Genomic DNA, 19,618 nt, shown 5'->3' on the forward strand with positions numbered 1-19,618 from the left:
GATCAGGTTGTGGATAACCTTGGGGTGAATGCCTGCAAGCCACGTGCACTGTGGCTTGCAGAGGTTTGTACGTTATTTGATCAGCGTTTGCGCACCGTCAGCCACGCATCCAGGCTGTAGACCACCAGGCCTGCCCAGATAAACGCGAAGGCAATCAGCGTGCTCGTCGCCAGGTGTTCGCCGAACAGCAGCACCGCTTCCAGCAGCACCAGTGTCGGCGCTACGTACTGCAGAAAGCCCAGCGCGGTATAGGGCAGATGCCGTGCGGCAGCGTTGAAACACACCAGCGGGATCAGCGTGACCGGGCCTGCGGCCACCAGCCACCAGGCTTCGGAAGTGCTCCAAAACTCAAGCTGCGCACTATGGGCCGACGGGTTGAACAACAACCAGGCGACGGCGATCGGCACCAGCATCCAGGTTTCCACCACCAGCCCCGGCAGCGCCTTGACCGGCGCCTGTTTGCGGATCAAACCGTAGAAGCCGAAAGTCAGCGCCAGCACCAGCGACACCCACGGCAAACTGCCGACTTGCCACACTTGCTGCGCCACACCCACCGCCGCCAGCCCGACGGCGATCCATTGCAGACGGCGCAGGCGCTCGCCCAGGATCAGCATGCCGAGCAGCACATTCACCAACGGGTTGATGTAGTAACCCAGGCTCGCTTCCAGCATGCGCCCGCTGTTCACCGACCACACATAGGTCAGCCAGTTGGCCGCAATCAACGAGCCACTGAGAGCCAGAATCGCCAGGCGCTTGGGGTTGTCACGCAGTTCGCGGAACCAGCCGGGGTGCTTCCACACCATCAGCAGCAAACCGCCGAACAGCGCCGACCACAACACGCGGTGCACGATGATTTCGGCGGCGGGAACACTGGCGATGGCTTTGAAATAAAGTGGGAACAGACCCCAGATGACATAGGCACTCAGGCCCAGGATGTACCCCTTGCGGGGGTTGGCGGCGTGCATTGCAGAATCCTTGCTCAGGCAGCTTACAAAGCGCGATTGTAAGGATTTTTGTCAGGCAAGGCAGGGGCTTTTCTGTGGGAGCTGGCTTGCCTGCGATGAAATCACCTGGGTGCCACTGATACACCGAGTTGTCTGAATCGCAGGCAAGCCAGCTCCCACACCGGTGGTGTACTGCGCTTTAGAAGAGTTTCAGGGGTTCTTCATTCAGTGCCGACAGTTGCTCGCGCAACGCCAGCACCTGGTCGCCCCAATACCGCTCGCTGCCAAACCACGGGAAGCTGTGGGGGAACGCCGGGTCGTCCCAGCGGCGCGCGAGCCAGGCGCTGTAATGCATCAGGCGCAAGGCGCGCAGGGGTTCGATCAAGGCCAGTTCGCGTGGGTCGAAGTCGTGGAACTCCTGATAGCCGTCCATCAATTCCGACAATTGGCCCAGGCATTCCTGGCGGTCACCGGCGAGCATCATCCACAGGTCCTGCACGGCCGGGCCCATGCGGCAGTCATCCAGGTCGACTATGTGGAACATCTCGTCGCGGCACATCATGTTGCCGGGGTGGCAGTCGCCGTGCATGCGGATGTTTTTGTGTGGCGTGGCCTTGTACACCTCTTCCACGCGCTTGAGCAGGTCGCGTGCTACGGACTCGTAAGCGGGCAGCAGGCTTTTGGGAATGAAATTGCCTTCGAGCAAGGTGTTGAGGGAATCGTGACCGAAGTTCTTCACACCCAAGGCTTCGCGGTGCTCGAACGGGCGGGTAGAACCCACGGCGTGCAAGCGCCCGAGCAATTGCCCAAGGCGATACAGCTGGTCGAGGTTACCCGGCTCCGGCGCCCGGCCGCCACGGCGTGGGAACAGGGTGAAGCGAAAACCCGCATGTTCGAACAGGCTTTCGCCGTTGTGGACCAGCGGCGCAACCACCGGCACTTCGCACTCAGCCAGTTCGAAGGTGAAGCGGTGTTCTTCCAGGATCGCTTCGTTGGTCCAGCGCTGCGGGCGGTAGAACTTGGCGATCAGCGGCTCGGAGTCTTCGATGCCCACCTGATACACACGGTTTTCGTAGCTGTTGAGCGCCAACACGCGCGCGTCGCTGAGAAAGCCGATGCTTTCGACGGCGTCGAGTACTAAATCAGGGGTGAGTGTTTCAAACGGGTGGGCCATGCGAACTCCTGCGCGCAGCAGGGCGCCGCGTCCGGCCGGGTATGGTAACAGCATAGCCAGGTGGTGGCTGTTGTGGCGAGCGGGCTTGCCCCGCGTTGGAGTGCGCAGCGCTCCCGCTGTTTTGGGGCCGCTGCGCAGCCCAACGCGGGGCAAGCCCGCTCGCCACAAGGCCCTGTCAGGCGCCGACTATCCCACCATCATCCCGCCGAATCGCCATCACCGACGAGCGCGGCTTGCCATTGGGCAGATGCTCCGGCCAGGTCGAACCGCCGGTTTCCCCCGGATGCTGAATCCCCACAAACAACGTCTTTTGGTCCGGCGAAAAACTGATGCCCGTGACCTCGCACGCCACCGGCCCAACCATGAAACGACGGATTTCCCCGGTGTTGGGGTCGGCGCACAGCATCTGGTTATTGCCCATGCCGGCGAAGTCGCCCTTGTTGCTGTAGTCGCCGTCGGTGAGGATCCACAAGCGCCCGGCCTTGTCGAAGCCGAGGCCGTCGGGGCTGTTGAACATGTTTTGCGGGTTGATGTTGGACGAGCCGCCTTTTGGCGTACCCGCATGCACACCGGGGTTGCCGGCCACCACAAACAAATCCCAGGTGAAGGTGTTGGCGCCGTGGTTATCCGCGTCGGCTTTCCAGCGCAGAATCTGCCCGTAGACGTTTTTCTCACGCGGGTTCGGCCCGCCCACCGGCTGGCCGTCTTCGCCGCGTTTGGCGTTGTTGGTAAGCGTGCAATACACCTGGCCGTCGGTGGGGCTGACCACGATCCATTCCGGGCGGTCCATGCGTGTGGCTTTCACCACACTGGCGGCCAGGCGGGCGTGGATCAGCACTTCGGCCTGGCTGGCGAAGCCTGAGCTGGCGTCGATGCCGTTTTTGCCATGGGTCAACTCGACCCATTCGCCCTTGCCCTTGGGGTGATCGGCATTGCCGTCGCCGGCATCGAAAATCGCCACGTACAGGGTGCCGTGGTCGAGCAGGTTCTTGTTAGCTTTGGGGTTGTGGTGGTTGATCGGATCGCGGCTGACGAACTTGTAGATGAACTCGCCACGCTCGTCGTCGCCCATGTACACCACGGCGCGGCCATCACGGGTTTCTGCCAGTGCAGCGTTTTCGTGTTTGAAGCGGCCCAGGGCGGTGCGTTTGACCGGAGTGGATTGCGGGTCGAACGGGTCGATTTCAACCACCCAGCCGTGGCGATTGAGTTCGTTAGGGTTCTTGGCCATGTCGAAGCGCGGGTCGTGCAGGTGCCAGTTGATCTCGCGGCTGGCGGCCACCACGCCGTAGCGCTTTTGCCCGGCGTCAAAGCTTTGTTGCGGGTTGCTGCTGCCGAAGCAGTCGGTGAAGTTCTCTTCGCAGGTCAGGTACGTGCCCCATGGCGTCTTGCCGTTGGCGCAGTTCTGGAAGGTGCCGAGGGCTTTTTTGCCGGTTTTGTCGGCGCTGGTTTTCAGCCAGGCATGGCCGGCAGCGGGGCCGCCCAAGTGGATCGGCGTATTGCCGTGGATGCGGCGGTTGTAGCGTGAGTCCTGCACGAACTGCCAGGTGTCGCCCTTGCGCCGCACCTCAATCACCGACACGCCTTCGCTGGCCTGGGCCTTGCGCACGTCTTCAGCCGATTGCGGTGCGCCGCCGTGGGCATAGAGGTAGCGGTAGTTGGTGTATTCGTTGTTGATGGCCATCAGCGCACGGTTGTTGTCGCCGGGGAAGGCGAACAGGCTCATGCCGTCGTTGTTGTCACCGAACTGTTGTTCCTGGGCCTTGGCGGTGCCGTTGCCGGACGGGTCGAAGGCCGGCGCGTTCTTGTGCAGCGGCTGGCCCCAACTGATCAGCACCGAGGCGGAGTAACCTGGCGGCAAGGTGATGGCGTCGCTGGTGGCGGCGGCGATGCTGGTAAAGCCCAGCAAGGGGCTGGCGGTGGCAGCGTTCACCGCCATTGCGCTGCGGGTGAGCAGGTTGCCGCCCAGGAACATCGCGGCACCGCACAGGGCACCGGCGCCGATAAAGCGGCGGCGGGTGAGGCCGACCATCTGTTCAAGGTCGGTGGCTTGGTTTTCTTCTAATAGGCTCATTTCAGGCTCCCTGCGGTTTTTGCAGACACCTTAAGGAGCGCTCGTGACGAATTTGTTGCAGCTTGAAGACGGCGGGCGCCTAGGCCGGTGTGCCGAGCAGCACATTGCTGGGTGAGAACTGCACCTGGACCGCTGCGCCTTCGACCGCATCCAGTGCCTTGAGCGCGGCGGGCTGCGCCAGGGCGCATAAAACCTGGCCGCTGGGCAGGTTGATGCGCACTTCAATGGGGCCGTCATCGGCGTCGAGAATCGTCTCGATCACACCGCTCATGCAATTGTGTCCAAGTGTTGCAGTCTGCCCGATGGCGAGCAATTCCAGCCACCCGGCCTTGATCAAGGCGACCACTTCTACGCCGGTCTCCAGCTCCAGCCGTTGCGTGCTGTCGTGGGTGATCTGCGCACTCAGGCTCAAGCCGCCCGAGAGTTGCAGGCGAATCAGGTCATTGCGGCCCTGATGTTCGATGGCGCTGACCTGGCCGTGCAATTGGTTGCGCGCGCTGGTGCGCAGCATAAGGCGGCCTAGCAGGTTGAGGTCGCTCGCGTCTTCATCCGAACCGAGCACCTCGGCTTGCAACACTTGCAGGCGCTGGTACAGACGCAGCACCCGTTCACCTTCGGCCGTCAGCTTGGCACCGCCGCCGCCTTTGCCGCCGACGCTGCGCTCCACCAGCGGTTTTTGCGAGAGATTGTTCAACTCGTCGATAGCATCCCACGCGGCCTTGTAACTCAGGCCGGCGCTCTTGGCCGCGCGGGTGATCGAACCCTGCTCGGCAATGTGCGCCAGCAAGGCGATGCGCTGGGGACGGCGGATGATGTGTTGGCTGAGGGAGGTCGGCAGAGACATGTGGATACGCTTCGATAAGGTCAGCGGACGTTGCAGGCGCCGCGCACGCGAGTCAAGTCATGTGCCCGGTTTTGGCGTGCGGGCCAGGCAGTACACATCGACCTGACGGGCGCCGGCGTCCATCAACAGCCGGGCCAGGCTGTGGGCGGTGGCGCCGGTGGTGAGTACGTCGTCCACCAGCGCGAAGTGGCGGCCCTGCACCTGGGCGTCGGGCGCCAGCGCAAACGCCGTGAGCAGGTTGCGTAGGCGGGTTTTTGCATCGAGGTCTTGTTGCGCGACGGTTTCATGGGGGCGTAACAACAGGCGTTCATCGTGTGGGAGGTCGAGGTCTGCGCTGAGCCAGCGGGCCAACATCAACGATTGGTTGAAGCCGCGCTCACGCAGGCGCTTGCGCGCCATGGGCACCGGCAGCAGGCAGTCGGGGCGGGCGAGTTCGGTGTTGTCGAAACGGTGTTGCAGATATTGCCCCAGCAAGCGTGCGAGCAGATGGCCCAGCGGCCAGCGCGAGTGGTGTTTGAAGCGGCTGATAAGGGTGTCGACGGGGAAACTGTAGGTCCAGGGTGCGATAACCTGTTTATAGGCAGGCGGTTTTTTTTGGCATGGACCGCAGATCAAGCCCTCCATCGGCAGTGGCAGGGCGCACACCTCGCAGTGCTCCAACAGCCAGGGCAGCTCGATTTCGCAGACGTTGCACAGGTTGTGACTTGAGTTTGTCGCTTCATCGCAGATTAAACAGGTATGGTTGTTTTCTAACCAGATGTAAACCTGATGTTTGTATCCAAGTTGACAGTGCATGAATCTTCCTTAAATATGCCGAGCATCCGTGTCGTGACTGACTGTGGGTATTACGGGTATTGCCGGTATTGCCCTTCCCACAGCGTAAGCCCAAGCATAATCAAGGAATCGCCCATGAGCGCCAGCACCTCTGCCACCCTGCGTCACGATTGGTCTTTAGCCGAAGTCAAAGCGCTGTTTGTGCAACCCTTCAATGACCTGTTGTTCCAGGCGCAGATCGTGCACCGCGCGCATTTCGACGCCAACCGCGTGCAGGTGTCGACCTTGCTGTCGATCAAAACCGGCGCCTGCCCGGAAGATTGCAAATATTGTCCGCAGTCGGGCCACTACAACACTGGCCTGGAAAAAGAAAAGCTGATGGAAGTGCAGAAGGTCCTCGAAGAGGCAGCCCGCGCCAAGGCCATCGGCTCGACGCGCTTCTGCATGGGCGCCGCCTGGAAGCACCCGTCGGCCAAAGACATGCCCTACGTGCTGCAGATGGTCAAAGGCGTGAAGGCCATGGGCCTGGAAACCTGCATGACCCTCGGCCGTCTCGATCAGGACCAGACCGAAGCCCTGGCCCAGGCCGGCCTGGACTACTACAACCACAACCTCGACACCTCGCCGGAGTTCTACGGCAGCATCATCACCACCCGCACCTACGGCGAGCGCCTGCAAACCCTGGCCTACGTGCGTGATTCGGGGATGAAAATCTGCTCGGGCGGCATCCTCGGCATGGGCGAGTCTCTCGACGACCGTGCCAACCTGCTGATCCAACTGGCCAACCTGCCGGAGCATCCGGAGTCGGTGCCGATCAACATGCTGGTGAAGGTTGCCGGTACGCCGCTGGAAAACGCCGAAGACATCGACCCGTTCGACTTTATCCGCATGCTCGCCGTGGCGCGTATCCTGATGCCGCAATCCCATGTGCGCCTGTCGGCCGGTCGTGAGGCGATGAACGAGCAGATGCAGGCTCTGGCGTTTTTTGCCGGTGCCAACTCGATCTTCTACGGCGACAAGTTGCTGACCACCGCCAACCCGCAGGCCGACAAGGACATGCAACTGTTCTCGCGCCTGGGGATCTTGCCGGAAGCCCGTGAAGAGCACGCCGATGAAGTGCATCAGGCGGCGATTGAGCAGGCGTTGGTGGAGCAAAAGAGCAGCGAGCAGTTCTATAACGCGGTGGTTTAACGCCTCTCTCCACATGTGAAACGCAATCCAACTGTGGGAGCTGGCTTGCCTGCGATAGCGGTCTTCCAGGCACATTGATACTGAATGTGCTGCCGTCATCGCAGGCAAGCCAGCTCCCAGATTGGACCGGTTCAACCTGAACTGCCGAGGCCTGCATGTCTTTCGATCTCGCCGCGCGCCTCGCTGCCCGCCGTGCCGAACACCTCTATCGCCAACGCCCTTTGCTTGACAGCCCGCAAGGCCCGCAAGTGGTGGTGGATGGCAAGCCGCTTTTGGCATTCTGCAATAACGACTACCTGGGCCTGGCCAATCACCCGCAAGTGATCGAAGCCTGGCGCGCCGGTGCTTCCCGTTGGGGCGTGGGCGGTGGCGCTTCGCACCTGGTAATCGGCCATGCCACGCCGCACCATGAACTTGAGGAAGCCCTGGCCGACCTCACCGGGCGCCCGCGTGCGCTGCTGTTTACTACCGGCTATATGGCCAACCTGGGCGCGGTCACCGCGTTGGTGGGGCAGGGCGATACGGTGCTGGAGGATCGGCTCAACCACGCCTCGCTGCTGGACGCCGGCCTGCTGTCCGGGGCGCGTTTCAACCGCTATCTGCATAACGACGCCAGCAGCCTGGCCAAGCGCCTGGAGAAGGCTACCGGCAATACGTTGGTGGTCACCGATGGGGTGTTCAGCATGGACGGCAATCTGGCCGACTTGCCTGCGCTGGCCCGTGAGGCCCGCGCCAAAGGCGCCTGGTTGATGGTCGATGACGCCCATGGCTTCGGACCGTTAGGTGCTACGGGCGGTGGCATCGTCGAGCATTTCGGCTTGAGCCAGGAAGACGTGCCGGTATTGGTCGGCACCCTTGGCAAAGCGTTCGGCACCGCCGGGGCGTTTGTGGCGGGCAGTGAGGAGCTGATCGAAAGCCTGATCCAGTTCGCCCGGCCCTACATCTACACCACCAGCCAGCCACCGGCACTGGCCTGCGCCACCTTGAAAAGCCTGGAGCTGCTGCGTACCGAGCATTGGCGACGTGAGCACCTCAATGGCCTGATCCGCCAGTTCCGCCAGGGCGCCGAGCAGCTTGGCCTGCGCTTGATGGACAGCTTCACGCCGATCCAGCCGATCCTGATTGGCGACAGCGCCACCGCCATGCGCCTGTCGCAGATGTTGCGCGAGCGCGGCCTGATGGTGACGGCCATCCGCCCACCGACCGTGCCGGCCGGCAGTGCGCGTTTGCGCGTGACATTGACGGCGGCCCACAGCGCGGCGCAGGTGCAGCTACTGTTAAACGGATTGGATGAGTGTTTCCGGTTGTTAAGTATTACGGAGCCCGACCATGCGTGATCGACTGGTATTGCTGCCCGGCTGGGGGCTCGGCGTGTCACCGCTGGAGCCTTTGGCTGGCGCCTTGCAGGGTTTGGACGAACACCTGCACGTGCATATCGAACCGTTGCCGGTGCTGGCTTCCAGCGATCTGGATGAATGGCTCGACGAACTCGACGCCACGCTGCCTGACAACGCCTGGCTGGGCGGCTGGTCCCTGGGCGGCATGCTCGCCTCCGAGCTGGCGGCGCGGCGCGGCGAGCGTTGCTGCGGGCTGCTGACGTTGGCGAGCAACCCGTGTTTTGTCGCCCATCAAGGCTGGCCCAGTGCGATGCCTGCCGAGACGTTCGATGCGTTCCTCGCGGGTTGCCACGCCGACTCTCAAGTCACCCTTAAACGTTTCGGTTTGTTATGCGCCAAAGGTGCCGAAGACCCGCGCGGGCTGTCGCGCCTGTTGGTCAGCGGGGCGCCGAATACGTCGTCGAGCGTATTGATGGCTGGCCTGGAACTGCTTGCTCAACTGGATACCCGCGCCGCTTTGCAGGCGTATCGCGGCCCGCAACTGCACCTGTTTGCGGGGCTGGACGGGTTGGTGCCCGCCGAAGCTGCGAGTGACCTGTTGGCGCTGCTGCCTGATGTAGAAATCGGCCTGATTGAACAGGCCGGTCACGCTTTTCTTCTGGAAGACCCTCACGGAGTAGCGGGGGCCATCCAGGCTTTTTTGCATGAGTGTGTTGATGACTGATTTATCCCAGCCGCCACTGCCGGGCGGCTTGCCGGACAAGCGCCAGGTGGCGGCCTCGTTCTCCCGCGCCGCTGCCAGCTACGACAGCGTCGCCGAGCTGCAGCGCGCAGTCGGGCATGCGCTGTTGTCGCGCCTGCCCGCTGCCATCGCACCCCGACGCTGGCTGGATGTGGGTTGCGGCACGGGTTATTTCAGCCGTGTGCTGGGCGATTTGTTGCCGGCAAGCCAAGGGGTGGCGCTGGATATCGCCGAAGGCATGCTCAGCCATGCGCGGCCTTTGGGTGGCGCACAGCACTTTATCGCGGGTGATGCAGAACGCTTGCCGCTGGCAACTGAGCGCTTCGACCTGCTGTTCTCCAGCCTCGCGGTGCAGTGGTGCGCGAATTTCGACGCGGTGCTCAGCGAGGCTTATCGCGTGCTGCAACCCGGTGGCGTGCTGGCATTTGCGAGCTTGTGCGTGGGCACTCTGGATGAGTTGCGCCAAAGCTGGCGTGCGGCGGATGGCCTGGTTCACGTCAACCGCTTCCGCACCTTCGAGGCTTACCAACAGCTGTGTGCCGCCAGCGGTTTACGGGTGCTGAGCCTGGAGCGCCAGCCTCACGTGCTGCATTACCCGGATGTGCGCAGCCTGACCCATGAGCTCAAGGCATTGGGCGCGCATAACCTCAACCCCGGTCGGCCGGGAGGGTTGACGGGCCGCGCGCGGATTGTTGCACTGGTGCACGCTTACGAGCAGTTTCGTCAGGCCCAGGGCCTGCCCGCCACGTACCAAGTGGTGTACGCCGTACTGGAGAAACCTTTATGAGCGCCGCTTATTTCATTACCGGCACCGACACCGATGTCGGCAAAACCACCGTCGCCGCCGGGCTGCTGCATGCCGCGCGGCTTGCGGGTAAAAGCACCGCCGCCGGAAAGCCGGTGGCCTCAGGCTGCCAGGTCACCCCAAAAGGCTTGCGCAATGCCGACGCCTTGGCTCTGCTGGCCGAATGTTCGCTGCCGCTGACCTATGCCGAGGTCAACCCGGTGGCCTTCGAGCCCGCGATTGCGCCGCACTTGGCCGCTCGAGAGGCCGGTGTGGCGCTCACGGTGCAATCATTGTTGAAACCGATGCAGCACATACTCGCGCAGGGCGCGGATTTCACCTTGATCGAAGGCGCGGGCGGCTGGCGAGTGCCGTTGGCCGATCAGGACAACCTGTCGGACCTGGCCATTGCGCTCAAGCTGCCGGTGATTCTGGTGGTGGGCGTGCGTCTGGGGTGTATCAGCCATGCGCTGCTGACCGCCGAAGCCATCGCGCGAGACGGTTTGTCGTTGGCGGGTTGGGTGGCGAATATCATCGATCCCAAGACCTCTCGTCTGGAAGAAAACCTCGCCACCCTGGCTGAGCGGTTGCCCGCGCCGTGCCTGGGGCGGGTGCCAAAGCTCAAGCAGGCCAGCGCGAAAGTGGTGGCCGAGTACCTGGAATTGGACCTGCTTGACTGATTTTGGCTATCGATAAGGCATTATGCCATTAGTGTTTTTGACGGGCGTTTTGCCAGGATGTCTGCTTCAATTCAAGTTCACGATTCTCTAAAGGCAGGCTTACGCCATGGAAATCTCTGGAAGCAGCGCGTTTTATTCGGGGCTGAGCACCATTCAGGCCGGGCAGAACCGCGTCGACCAGGCCGCCGGCAAAATCGCCGGCGCCGCGACGACCCAGCCCTCGGATGCACAAAGTGATCGTCTGCAAGCCAACGATCGCGCCCAGCCGTCCAACTCGGCGAGCAACATGGTCGAAATGGCCCAAGGCAAGTTTCAAGTGGAGCTGGGCGCGAAAGTCGCCAAGGCTTCGGATGAAATGCTCGGCACGTTGATCGATACCTACGCTTAATCCCCTCTCTCTGTCTGTATAGGGCTCTACTGTGGGAGCGGGCTTGCTCGCGAATGCGGTGTATCAGTTTCAGATGAGCTGACTGACACACCGCATTCGCGAGCAAGCCCGCTCCCACATTGTGCTGATTCGCCCCTGGGAACTTCTACACTTTCAAATCACGTGGCATCGCGCCGCAGGCCTTGCCGTGCGTGGCATTGATGCGCGTCATGACAAACGGCGTCGGCGCGATGCTTGACAACCCCAGGTCGTAAACGTATGTTTCAAACACCTGTTTGACCGCCATAACAAATCCACGCGGTTGTTCATCCCAGATACATCAGCAGAGGTTTATCGCTATGCCTGACTACAAGGCCCCCTTGCGTGATATTCGCTTCGTTCGTGACGAACTGCTCGGTTATGAAGCGCACTATCAGAGCCTGCCGGCTTGCCAGGACGCTACCCCGGACATGGTTGACGCCATTCTTGAGGAAGGCGCCAAGTTCTGTGAGCAAGTGCTGGCACCTTTGAACCGCGTGGGTGACATCGAAGGGTGCACCTGGAGCGAGTCAGGCGTAAAAACCCCTACTGGTTTCAAAGAAGCCTACAAACAGTTTGTTGAAGGCGGCTGGCCAAGCCTGGCCCACGACGTGGAGCACGGTGGCCAGGGCCTGCCGGAATCCCTGGGCCTGGCCGTGAGCGAAATGGTCGGCGCCGCCAACTGGTCGTGGGGCATGTACCCTGGCCTGTCCCACGGTGCGATGAACACCATCTCCGAGCACGGCACCCCGGAACAGCAAGACGCTTACCTGACCAAGCTGGTTTCGGGTGAGTGGACCGGCACCATGTGCCTGACCGAGCCGCACTGCGGCACCGACCTGGGCATGCTGCGCACCAAGGCCGAGCCTCAGGCCGACGGTTCCTACAAAGTCTCCGGTACCAAGATCTTCATCTCGGCCGGTGAGCACGACATGGCCGACAACATCGTCCATATCGTACTGGCGCGCCTGCCGGACGCACCGGCCGGCACCAAAGGTATTTCGCTGTTCATCGTGCCTAAATTCCTGCCGAACGCAGACGGTTCGATCGGCGAGCGCAACGCGGTGACCTGTGGCTCCCTGGAACACAAAATGGGCATCCACGGTAACGCCACCTGTGTGATGAACTTCGACGCGGCCACCGGTTTCCTGATCGGCCCGGCGAACAAAGGCCTGAACTGCATGTTCACCTTTATGAACACCGCTCGCCTGGGCACCGCGCTGCAAGGCTTGTCCCACGCTGAAATCGGCTTCCAGGGCGGCCTGAAATACGCTCGCGACCGCCTGCAAATGCGCTCCCTGACCGGCCCGAAAGCGCCAGACAAGGCTGCCGACCCGATCATCGTGCACCCTGACGTGCGCCGCATGCTGCTGACCATGAAAGCCTTCGCCGAAGGCAACCGTGCGATGGTGTACTTCACCGCCAAGCAAGTGGACATCGTCAAGTACGGCACCGACGACGAAGCCAAGAAGCAAGCCGACGGCCTGCTGGCGTTCATGACCCCAATCGCCAAGGCGTTCATGACCGAAGTCGGTTTTGAATCCGCCAACCACGGCGTGCAGATCTACGGCGGCCACGGCTTTATCGCCGAGTGGGGCATGGAGCAGAACGTGCGCGACAGCCGCATTTCGATGCTGTACGAAGGCACCACCGGCATCCAGGCACTCGACCTGCTGGGCCGTAAAGTGCTGATGACTCAAGGCGAAGCGCTCAAAGGCTTCACCAAGATCGTGCACAAGTTCTGCCAGGCCAACGAAGGCAACGAAGCCGTCAAGGAGTTCGTTGCACCGCTGGCAGCACTGAACAAAGAGTGGGGCGAGTTGACCATGAAGGTCGGCATGGCCGCGATGAAAGACCGTGAAGAAGTCGGTGCCGCCTCGGTGGACTACCTGATGTACTCCGGCTATGCGTGCCTGGCTTACTTCTGGGCCGACATGGCACGCCTGGCCGCTGAAAAACTGGCTGCCGGCACCACCGAAGAGGCGTTCTACACCGCCAAGCTGCAGACTGCGCGCTTCTACTTCCAGCGCATCCTGCCGCGTACCCAGACCCATAAGGTCACCATGCTGTCGGGCGCCAACAACCTGATGGACATGAAAGAAGAAGACTTCGGCCTGGCTTACTAAGCCCTGTCGGTCTCTTGAAAACCGCCGCTTCTTTTGGATGCGGCGGTTTTTTTATGCGGCGATAAAAAACACAGCACAGCACTCAGGGATTGCGCCTGGCTGCCGTTACAGTGATGGCAATGTGATACAGGTCACATTGAATGTGCTTAACTGTGCTCAGTGAAGGCACTGTGCCATCTTTCTGGGCGGGTCGGAGCTTTACCCTTGTCACGCGTGTCCGCTTTACGTTTCAGTCATTTTCTTCCTTCGTTACTGCTATTGATGGCCGGGCTCTCGGCTGCGTATATCAAAGACCTCAGCGTGTTCTTCACCTCGTTGTTCAATGTGCTGCCGACCCTGGTGCTGTTGCTCGGCGGCGCGTACTGCGCGGTGTATCGGCGCCAGCGTGAGCTGTTCTTGATGATCACGGTGTACGTCGTTTACTTCCTGCTCGACACCCAGACCGACTACTACCGCGACAACGGCCGCGTGCGCGAAGACGCCGCCGTGGTGTTCCATCTGTGTTGCTTGCTGTTGCCCCTGCTGTTCAGCATTTATGCGCTGTGGCAGGAGAAAACCCACCTGTTCCGCGACTTCGTGGCGCGCTGCGCCGTGCTCTTTGCGTTTGTCAGCGTGGCCCTGGCACTTGAACAGAGTTTTCCCCAAGCCTTGCTGAACTGGCTGGCGGAGATTCGCTGGCCGGCGCTGCATGGCAGTTGGATGAGCCTGATCCAGCTGTCGTACCCGATGTTCCTGATAGGTTTTGTCACCCTGGCGGCGCAGTACTGGTATCAGCCGCGGCCCTTGCACGCCGCCCAACTGGTGGGTTTGCTGGGGCTGTTCTGGATGTTGCCGCAAACCTTCATCCTGCCGTTTACCCTGAACATCATGTGCAGCCAGGTAATGCTGATGATTGCCGCGGGCGTGGCGCATGAGGCTTATCAGATGGCCTTTCGCGATGAACTCACCGGCTTGCCGGGGCGGCGCGCGCTCAATGAGCGCATGCAGCGGCTGGGGCGCAATTATGTGTTGGCGATGAGCGACGTCGATCACTTCAAACGCTTTAACGACACCCACGGCCACGATGTCGGTGACCAGGTGTTGCGGCTGGTGGCCAGCAAATTGTCGAAGGTCAATGGCGGTGGGCGCGCCTATCGTTATGGCGGGGAAGAGTTTGCCGTGGTGTTCGCCGGCAAGACGTTGGACGAGTGCATGCCGCATCTGGAAGAGATCCGCGAGATCATCGCCAACTACGACATCAAGCTGCGCAACCCGGACCGCCCTCACGATGACCAACAGGGCCGCCAACGCCGGGCGGGCAGTGGCGCCTCGAGTGTGTCGGTGACGGTCAGCATCGGCGTGGCCGAGCGCCAGGCCGAACAGCGCACGCCCGAAGAAGTGCTCAAGTCCGCCGACCAGGCGCTCTACGCCGCCAAGGGCGCCGGGCGTAACTGCGTGGTCGCCTCCGGCCAGAACCGCCGTGGCGCGGTGCGCATGGAGAGCGCTGCCGGTTGAGTGATGGCGGTGTATTCAGCGGTTCTACAGTGATTGTTCGAGGCGGTGGCCGGCAGTAGGTTGAAGGTATCTGCTGCCGGAGACATTGCCATGCCTGAGTACAAAGCTCCCCTGCGCGACATGCGCTTTCTGATCGACAACGTGTTTGATTTTCACGGCCACTACGCCGCGTTGGGCGCGACCGACGCAAGCCCCGATATGGTCAGCGCGATCCTCGAAGAAGGCGCCAAATTCTGCGAAAACGTGCTGTCGCCGCTCAACCGCAGTGGCGACGAAGAAGGCTGCCACTTCGACAACGGCGTGGTCACCACGCCCAAGGGCTTCAAGGAAGCCTTTGCCCAATACGTAGAAGGCGGCTGGCATGGCGTGGCGGCGGACCCGGCCTACGGTGGTCAGGGCTTGCCGCTGTCCCTGGGGCTGGTGCTCAGCGAGATGATCGGCTCCAGCAACACTTCCTGGGGCATGTACCCGGGTCTTACTCATGGCGCCATGTCGGCGATCCACGCCCACGGCACCGAGGAGCAGAAAGCCACGTTCCTGAGCAAACTCACCGCCGGCGAATGGACCGGCACCATGTGCCTCACCGAAGCCCATTGCGGCACTGACCTGGGTTTGATCAAGACCCGCGCCGTGCCCCAGGCGGATGGCAGTTACGCGGTCACCGGCAGCAAGATCTTTATCTCGGCCGGCGAGCACGACATGAGCGCCAATATCATTCACTTGGTGCTGGCCAAACTGCCGGACGCACCGGCGGGCACCAAGGGCATCTCGCTGTTTATCGTGCCCAAGTTCCACGCTGATTCAGGCGAGCGCAACGCGGTGCACTGCGGTTCCATCGAGCACAAGATGGGCATCAAGGCCTCGGCCACCTGCGTGCTGAACTTTGACGGTGCCAAGGGCTTTTTGATTGGCGAGGCGAACAAGGGCCTCAATTGCATGTTCACCATGATGAACCACGCGCGCCTGGGCACTGGCATGCAGGGTTTGTGCAATGGTGAGGCGAGTTTCCAGGGCGCGATCAAATACGCCAACGACCGCCTGCAAATGCGCTCGCTGACCGGCGCCAAGGCCCCGGATAAAGCCGCCGACCCGATCATCGTGCACGCCGACGTGCGGCGCATGTTGCTGACCATGAAGGCCTTTAATGAAGGCAATCGGGCGCTGACCTACTTCACCGCGCAACTGCTCGACACCGCGCACTTGAACAGTGATGCCGCCCAACGCCAGGAGGCCGAAGACCTGTTGGCGTTCCTCACGCCTATCTGCAAAGCCTTTATGACCGAAACCGGGCTGGAGGTGACCAACCACGGTATGCAGGTGTTCGGCGGCCATGGCTACATTCGCGAATGGGGCATGGAGCAACTGGCGCGCGATGCGCGGATTGCGCCGATCTATGAAGGCACCAATGGCATTCAGGCGCTCGACTTGCTGGGCCGTAAGGTGCTGGGCAGCCAGGGCAAGTTGCTGCGCGGGTTTACCAAACTTGTGCATAAGTTCTGTGCGGCGAATGCCGAGCACCCGCAGCTCAAGGCCCATGTTGAGCAGCTCAACCACCTGAACCAGCAATGGGGCGAGCTGACGATGAAGGTTGGCATGGCCGCCATGAAAAACCCGGATGAAGTGGGCGCGGCGGCGGTGGATTATTTGATGTACAGCGGTTACATCATTCTGGGGTATCTGTGGTTGCGCATGGCCATTGCGGCGCAGTCGCATGACGACGCCGAATTTGCCCAAGCCAAATTGGCCACCTGCGATTTTTACTTCAAGCGCCTGTTGCCGCGCACTGCAACGCACCGCGCCGCCGTGGAGGCGGGCAGTGAGTGCCTGATGAGCTTGCCGGCGCAGTTGTTTGCCTTGTAAAGGCGACTGATTTACCGCGGTCAAAATGTGGGAGCTGGCTTGCCTGTGATGGCATCAACTCGGTGTACCTGATGTACCGAGGTGTCTGCATCGCAGGCAAGCCAGCTCCCACATTAGCTCTTAGTGTGACCCGAAAATACTTGATGGTCACTAACAGACCCTATGTGTCTCAAATGTTGTTCGGGTACACTCGGAGCCTGTAAAACCGATCCTATCGAATCACTTTTCCTGTTCTCACGAGGTTTGCCATGGCTGATTACAAAGCGCCGCTGCGTGATATGCGCTTCGTCCTCAACGAAGTTTTTGAGGTCGCCAACACCTGGGCCCAATTGCCGGCATTGGCAGACACCGTAGATGCCGAAACCGTTGAGGCGATCCTTGAGGAAGCCGGCAAGGTCACGGCCAAATCCATCGCGCCGCTCAGCCGTAATGGCGACGAGCAAGGTTGCCGTTGGGCGGACACTGCCGTCAGCACGCCGGATGGTTTCCCACAGGCTTATAAGACCTACGCCGAAGGTGGCTGGGTGGGCGTAGGCGGCGACCCGATCTTCGGCGGCATGGGCATGCCCAAGGCAGTCTCGGCCCAGGTTGAAGAGATGATCAACTCGTCGAGCCTGGCGTTTGGCCTGTACCCGATGCTCACCTCCGGCGCCTGTGTTTCCATCAACACCCACGCCAGCGAAGAACTCAAGGCCACCTACCTGCCGAAAATGTATTCGGGTGAGTGGGCCGGTTCCATGTGCCTGACCGAAGCGCACGCCGGGACCGACCTGGGCATTATCCGCACCAAGGCTGAACCTCAGGCGGACGGGTCCTACACCATCAGTGGCACCAAGATCTTTATCACCGGCGGCGAGCACGACCTCACCGACAACATCATTCACCTGGTGCTGGCCAAGCTGCCGGATGCGCCGGCCGGGCCAAAGGGGATTTCGCTGTTTCTGGTGCCGAAGTTCATGGTCAATGCCGACGGCAGCCTGGGCGCGCGTAACCCGGTGAGCTGTGGCTCGATTGAACACAAAATGGGCATCCAGGCGTCTGCGACCTGCGTGATGAACTTCGATGAAACCGTGGGTTACCTGGTGGGTGAGCCGAACCGTGGCTTGGCGGCGATGTTCACCATGATGAACTACGAGCGTTTGGGTGTGGGCATCCAAGGCCTGGCGTCGGGCGAGCGCTCCTACCAGAACGCGATTGAATACGCGCGCGACCGTCTGCAAAGCCGCTCGCCGACCGGCGCCCAGGCCAAGGACAAAGTGGCCGACCCGATCATCGTGCACCCGGATGTGCGCCGCATGTTGCTGACCATGAAAGCGTCGAACGAAGGCGGTCGCGCGTTCTCCACCTACGTGGCCACCCAATTGGACATCGCCAAGTTCAGTGAAGATGCCGCCGCCCGCGAACGTGCGGACAACCTGGTGGCGCTGCTGACACCTGTTGCCAAAGCCTTCCTCAGCGACCTTGGCCTGGAAACCACCGTGCTCGGCCAGCAGATCTTTGGCGGCCACGGCTACATCCGCGAGTGGGGCCAGGAGCAGTTGGTGCGTGATGTGCGCATCACCCAGATCTACGAAGGCACCAACGGCATTCAGGCGCTGGACTTGATGGGGCGCAAGATCGTCGGCAGCGGCGGGGCGTTCTACACCTTGTTTGCTGACGAGATCCGCCAGTTCATCGCGGCTTCAGGCGCCGAACTGGGTGAGTTCACCCGACCGCTCAGCGCTGCCGTGGATAATCTGGATGAGTTGACCGCCTGGGTACTGGACCGCGCCAAAACCAACCCGAATGAAATCGGCGCGGCTTCGGTTGAGTACCTGCATGCCTTTGGCTACATGGCCTATGCCTATATGTGGGCACGCATGGCCAAGGCCGCACTGGGCAAAGAAGCGCAAGAAGACTTCTACGCCAGCAAGCTGGGCACCGCGCGCTTCTACTTTGCACGCCTGCTGCCGCGTATTCATTCGCTGAGTGCGTCGGTAAAAGCCGGTAGCGAATCATTGTTTTTGCTGGATGAAGCACTGTTCTAAGGGCTTGGAGGGCGTGTAAGCATTCTCTTACATGACGTGCTGCTATTCGTCCTCTATCGCCAAATTGGATCCACGGATAATCTACTTCACATGGACGTCGCGCAGGAAGCGCAAAGCAACAACACGGACACGTAGGATTCTGCCAGGACGGCGGAGTGAAATGGATGTCAGGGAAACAGTCTGCAAAGCCCCGCTTCGGCGGGGTTTTCTTTTGCCCGTGAAAAAGTCAGGCGTTTGCCTGCGGGGCATTCATCACGTCTTCCAGCAAGGTGCGCAACAACGCCACCGTGGCTTGCTGGCGCTGGACGTCGCGGCACACCAGGCCCACCTTCAGCGGCACTCTTGGTTCACTCAAAGGCTTCCACAGCAGCGCCTTGCTGTTGTGCTCATCCTGGGAGCGCCCCGGCAACACGGTGGCGAGCTGGCTATGGGGCAGGCTGTCGAGAATCCCGACCATCGTATTCAACTCCGCCTGCACCTGAGGCCGTCGTCCTAAGTTGGATAACTGGCCTTGCCAGATCTGCCGCACCTGAAACTCTTCCCCCAACAACAGCATCGGCAGCTCGGCCGCCTGTTTCAGCGAGACTTTCTTGAATTCCCGCAGAGGATGGTCTTCGGGGATGACCACCTTCAGTTCATCTTCGTACAGCAACACGCCCGTCAACCCCGGCTGGCGGGGTGGCAGGTAGCTGATGCCGATATCCAACGAGCCGTTGAGCAAACGCCGCTCGATCTCAAGCCCGGTCAATTCATAGATCTGCACCACCAGGTGCGGCTGGGCTTTGCGCACGCGCTCGAGCATCTGCGGGACCAGGCTGGTGTGCACGGTTTGCAGCACGCCAATGGCCAAGGTGCGCATCGCCTGGCCCTTGAAGTTGCGCAACGCCTCGACGGCTTGCTGCATACCATCGATGAGCGGCAATGCGTGGTTGTACAAGGTGTGTGCTGCCAATGTCGGCAACAGGCGCTTGCTGCTGCGCTCGAACAGGCTCACATCCAGGTTCTGTTCCAACTGGCGAATCTGTTGTGACAAGGCCGGTTGCGAGATCGACAGGCGCTCGGCGGCACGGCCCACGTGGCCTTCCTCATACACCGCGACGAAATAACGCAGTTGCTTGAAATCCATAAGACTTACTTATCGAAAAAGCTGGAAAATCGAAA

The 19,618-nt window shown here is 61.3% G+C and carries 17 protein-coding genes; 10 read left to right on the top strand and 7 right to left on the bottom strand.

Annotated features, from left to right (window positions below):
• Nucleotides 1-80: 80 nt before the first annotated feature.
• The 5 genes from rarD to ASE80_RS04335 form a co-directional block, all read right to left on the bottom strand.
• Nucleotides 81-965 (bottom strand): EamA family transporter RarD, encoded by an 885-nt coding sequence (gene rarD, locus ASE80_RS04315; RefSeq protein WP_017138019.1) that lies wholly within the window; start codon nt 963-965, stop codon nt 81-83.
• A 178-nt stretch (nt 966-1,143) separates the two neighbouring features.
• The gene (locus tag ASE80_RS04320; protein WP_056857817.1) at nt 1,144-2,118 is read right to left on the bottom strand and encodes a serine/threonine protein kinase; all 975 of its coding nucleotides are present in this window, start codon (nt 2,116-2,118) and stop codon (nt 1,144-1,146) included.
• Nucleotides 2,119-2,293: 175 nt separating this feature from the next.
• The gene (locus ASE80_RS04325) at nt 2,294-4,192 is read right to left on the bottom strand and encodes a PhoX family protein (RefSeq protein WP_056857818.1); all 1,899 of its coding nucleotides are present in this window, start codon (nt 4,190-4,192) and stop codon (nt 2,294-2,296) included.
• A 79-nt stretch (nt 4,193-4,271) separates the two neighbouring features.
• Complete coding sequence (locus ASE80_RS04330; RefSeq protein ID WP_056857819.1) at nt 4,272-5,036, bottom strand: TOBE domain-containing protein; 765 nt, start codon at nt 5,034-5,036, stop codon at nt 4,272-4,274.
• A 57-nt stretch (nt 5,037-5,093) separates the two neighbouring features.
• Nucleotides 5,094-5,831, bottom strand: coding sequence for a ComF family protein (locus ASE80_RS04335; RefSeq protein WP_056857820.1), 738 nt, complete (start codon nt 5,829-5,831; stop codon nt 5,094-5,096).
• A gap of 114 nt (nt 5,832-5,945) precedes the next feature.
• Here ASE80_RS04335 and bioB point away from each other — a divergent pair, with 114 nt between their 5' ends.
• From bioB to ASE80_RS04365, 6 genes are all read left to right on the top strand, one after another.
• Nucleotides 5,946-7,001 carry a biotin synthase BioB gene (bioB, locus tag ASE80_RS04340; RefSeq protein ID WP_056857821.1) on the top strand — a complete coding sequence of 352 codons (1,056 nt, stop codon included), beginning with the start codon at nt 5,946-5,948 and terminating at the stop codon, nt 6,999-7,001.
• 155 nt (nt 7,002-7,156) lie between these two features.
• Nucleotides 7,157-8,338, top strand: a complete 1,182-nt coding sequence (gene bioF / locus ASE80_RS04345) for an 8-amino-7-oxononanoate synthase (RefSeq protein ID WP_056857822.1) — start codon at nt 7,157-7,159, stop codon at nt 8,336-8,338.
• Entirely contained in the window at nt 8,331-9,062 is a 732-nt protein-coding gene (locus tag ASE80_RS04350; protein WP_056857823.1) for an alpha/beta fold hydrolase, read from the top strand. Before bioF ends, ASE80_RS04350 begins: the two co-directional genes overlap by 8 nt.
• Nucleotides 9,055-9,867 carry a malonyl-ACP O-methyltransferase BioC gene (bioC, locus tag ASE80_RS04355; RefSeq protein ID WP_056857824.1) on the top strand — a complete coding sequence of 271 codons (813 nt, stop codon included), beginning with the start codon at nt 9,055-9,057 and terminating at the stop codon, nt 9,865-9,867. Before ASE80_RS04350 ends, bioC begins: the two co-directional genes overlap by 8 nt.
• Nucleotides 9,864-10,544 (top strand): dethiobiotin synthase, encoded by a 681-nt coding sequence (gene bioD, locus ASE80_RS04360; RefSeq protein ID WP_056857825.1) that lies wholly within the window; start codon nt 9,864-9,866, stop codon nt 10,542-10,544. The genes bioC and bioD overlap by 4 nt, the downstream gene beginning before the upstream one ends.
• Nucleotides 10,545-10,650: 106 nt before the next feature.
• The gene (locus ASE80_RS04365; protein WP_017138029.1) at nt 10,651-10,932 is read left to right on the top strand and encodes a hypothetical protein; all 282 of its coding nucleotides are present in this window, start codon (nt 10,651-10,653) and stop codon (nt 10,930-10,932) included.
• 145 nt (nt 10,933-11,077) lie between these two features.
• Here ASE80_RS04365 and ASE80_RS30620 read toward each other — a convergent pair whose 3' ends face one another.
• Nucleotides 11,078-11,218, bottom strand: a complete 141-nt coding sequence (locus tag ASE80_RS30620; protein WP_156376408.1) for a hypothetical protein — start codon at nt 11,216-11,218, stop codon at nt 11,078-11,080.
• A 52-nt stretch (nt 11,219-11,270) separates the two neighbouring features.
• Here ASE80_RS30620 and ASE80_RS04370 point away from each other — a divergent pair, with 52 nt between their 5' ends.
• From ASE80_RS04370 to ASE80_RS04385, 4 genes are all read left to right on the top strand, one after another.
• The gene (locus ASE80_RS04370) at nt 11,271-13,076 is read left to right on the top strand and encodes a phenylacyl-CoA dehydrogenase (RefSeq protein ID WP_056857826.1); all 1,806 of its coding nucleotides are present in this window, start codon (nt 11,271-11,273) and stop codon (nt 13,074-13,076) included.
• Nucleotides 13,077-13,280: 204 nt separating this feature from the next.
• A complete protein-coding gene (locus ASE80_RS04375; RefSeq protein ID WP_056857827.1) occupies nt 13,281-14,570 on the top strand; it encodes a GGDEF domain-containing protein in 1,290 nt (429 codons plus the stop codon).
• 90 nt (nt 14,571-14,660) lie between these two features.
• Nucleotides 14,661-16,430, top strand: coding sequence for an acyl-CoA dehydrogenase C-terminal domain-containing protein (locus tag ASE80_RS04380; protein WP_056857828.1), 1,770 nt, complete (start codon nt 14,661-14,663; stop codon nt 16,428-16,430).
• 248 nt (nt 16,431-16,678) lie between these two features.
• Entirely contained in the window at nt 16,679-18,457 is a 1,779-nt protein-coding gene (locus tag ASE80_RS04385; RefSeq protein ID WP_056857829.1) for an acyl-CoA dehydrogenase C-terminal domain-containing protein, read from the top strand.
• 226 nt (nt 18,458-18,683) lie between these two features.
• Here the strand turns inward: ASE80_RS04385 and ASE80_RS04390 are convergent, their stop codons facing one another.
• Complete coding sequence (locus ASE80_RS04390; RefSeq protein WP_056857830.1) at nt 18,684-19,583, bottom strand: LysR family transcriptional regulator; 900 nt, start codon at nt 19,581-19,583, stop codon at nt 18,684-18,686.
• Nucleotides 19,584-19,618 lie beyond the last annotated feature (35 nt).

Origin of the sequence: Pseudomonas sp. Leaf15, from assembly GCF_001421425.1 — a bacterium.
Lineage (GTDB): Bacteria > Pseudomonadota > Gammaproteobacteria > Pseudomonadales > Pseudomonadaceae > Aquipseudomonas > Aquipseudomonas salomonii.

Bases quoted from the DNA above. Each gene is read 5' to 3' on its own strand.
- rarD (WP_017138019.1), bottom strand. From the start codon at position 965: ATGCACGCCGCCAACCCCCGCAAGGGGTACATCCTGGGCCTGAGTGCC.
- ASE80_RS04320 (WP_056857817.1), bottom strand. From the start codon at position 2,118: ATGGCCCACCCGTTTGAAACACTCACCCCTGATTTAGTACTCGACGCC.
- ASE80_RS04325 (WP_056857818.1), bottom strand. From the start codon at position 4,192: ATGAGCCTATTAGAAGAAAACCAAGCCACCGACCTTGAACAGATGGTC.
- ASE80_RS04330 (WP_056857819.1), bottom strand. From the start codon at position 5,036: ATGTCTCTGCCGACCTCCCTCAGCCAACACATCATCCGCCGTCCCCAG.
- ASE80_RS04335 (WP_056857820.1), bottom strand. From the start codon at position 5,831: ATGCACTGTCAACTTGGATACAAACATCAGGTTTACATCTGGTTAGAA.
- bioB (WP_056857821.1), top strand. From the start codon at position 5,946: ATGAGCGCCAGCACCTCTGCCACCCTGCGTCACGATTGGTCTTTAGCC.
- bioF (WP_056857822.1), top strand. From the start codon at position 7,157: ATGTCTTTCGATCTCGCCGCGCGCCTCGCTGCCCGCCGTGCCGAACAC.
- ASE80_RS04350 (WP_056857823.1), top strand. From the start codon at position 8,331: ATGCGTGATCGACTGGTATTGCTGCCCGGCTGGGGGCTCGGCGTGTCA.
- bioC (WP_056857824.1), top strand. From the start codon at position 9,055: ATGACTGATTTATCCCAGCCGCCACTGCCGGGCGGCTTGCCGGACAAG.
- bioD (WP_056857825.1), top strand. From the start codon at position 9,864: ATGAGCGCCGCTTATTTCATTACCGGCACCGACACCGATGTCGGCAAA.
- ASE80_RS04365 (WP_017138029.1), top strand. From the start codon at position 10,651: ATGGAAATCTCTGGAAGCAGCGCGTTTTATTCGGGGCTGAGCACCATT.
- ASE80_RS30620 (WP_156376408.1), bottom strand. From the start codon at position 11,218: ATGGCGGTCAAACAGGTGTTTGAAACATACGTTTACGACCTGGGGTTG.
- ASE80_RS04370 (WP_056857826.1), top strand. From the start codon at position 11,271: ATGCCTGACTACAAGGCCCCCTTGCGTGATATTCGCTTCGTTCGTGAC.
- ASE80_RS04380 (WP_056857828.1), top strand. From the start codon at position 14,661: ATGCCTGAGTACAAAGCTCCCCTGCGCGACATGCGCTTTCTGATCGAC.
- ASE80_RS04385 (WP_056857829.1), top strand. From the start codon at position 16,679: ATGGCTGATTACAAAGCGCCGCTGCGTGATATGCGCTTCGTCCTCAAC.
- ASE80_RS04390 (WP_056857830.1), bottom strand. From the start codon at position 19,583: ATGGATTTCAAGCAACTGCGTTATTTCGTCGCGGTGTATGAGGAAGGC.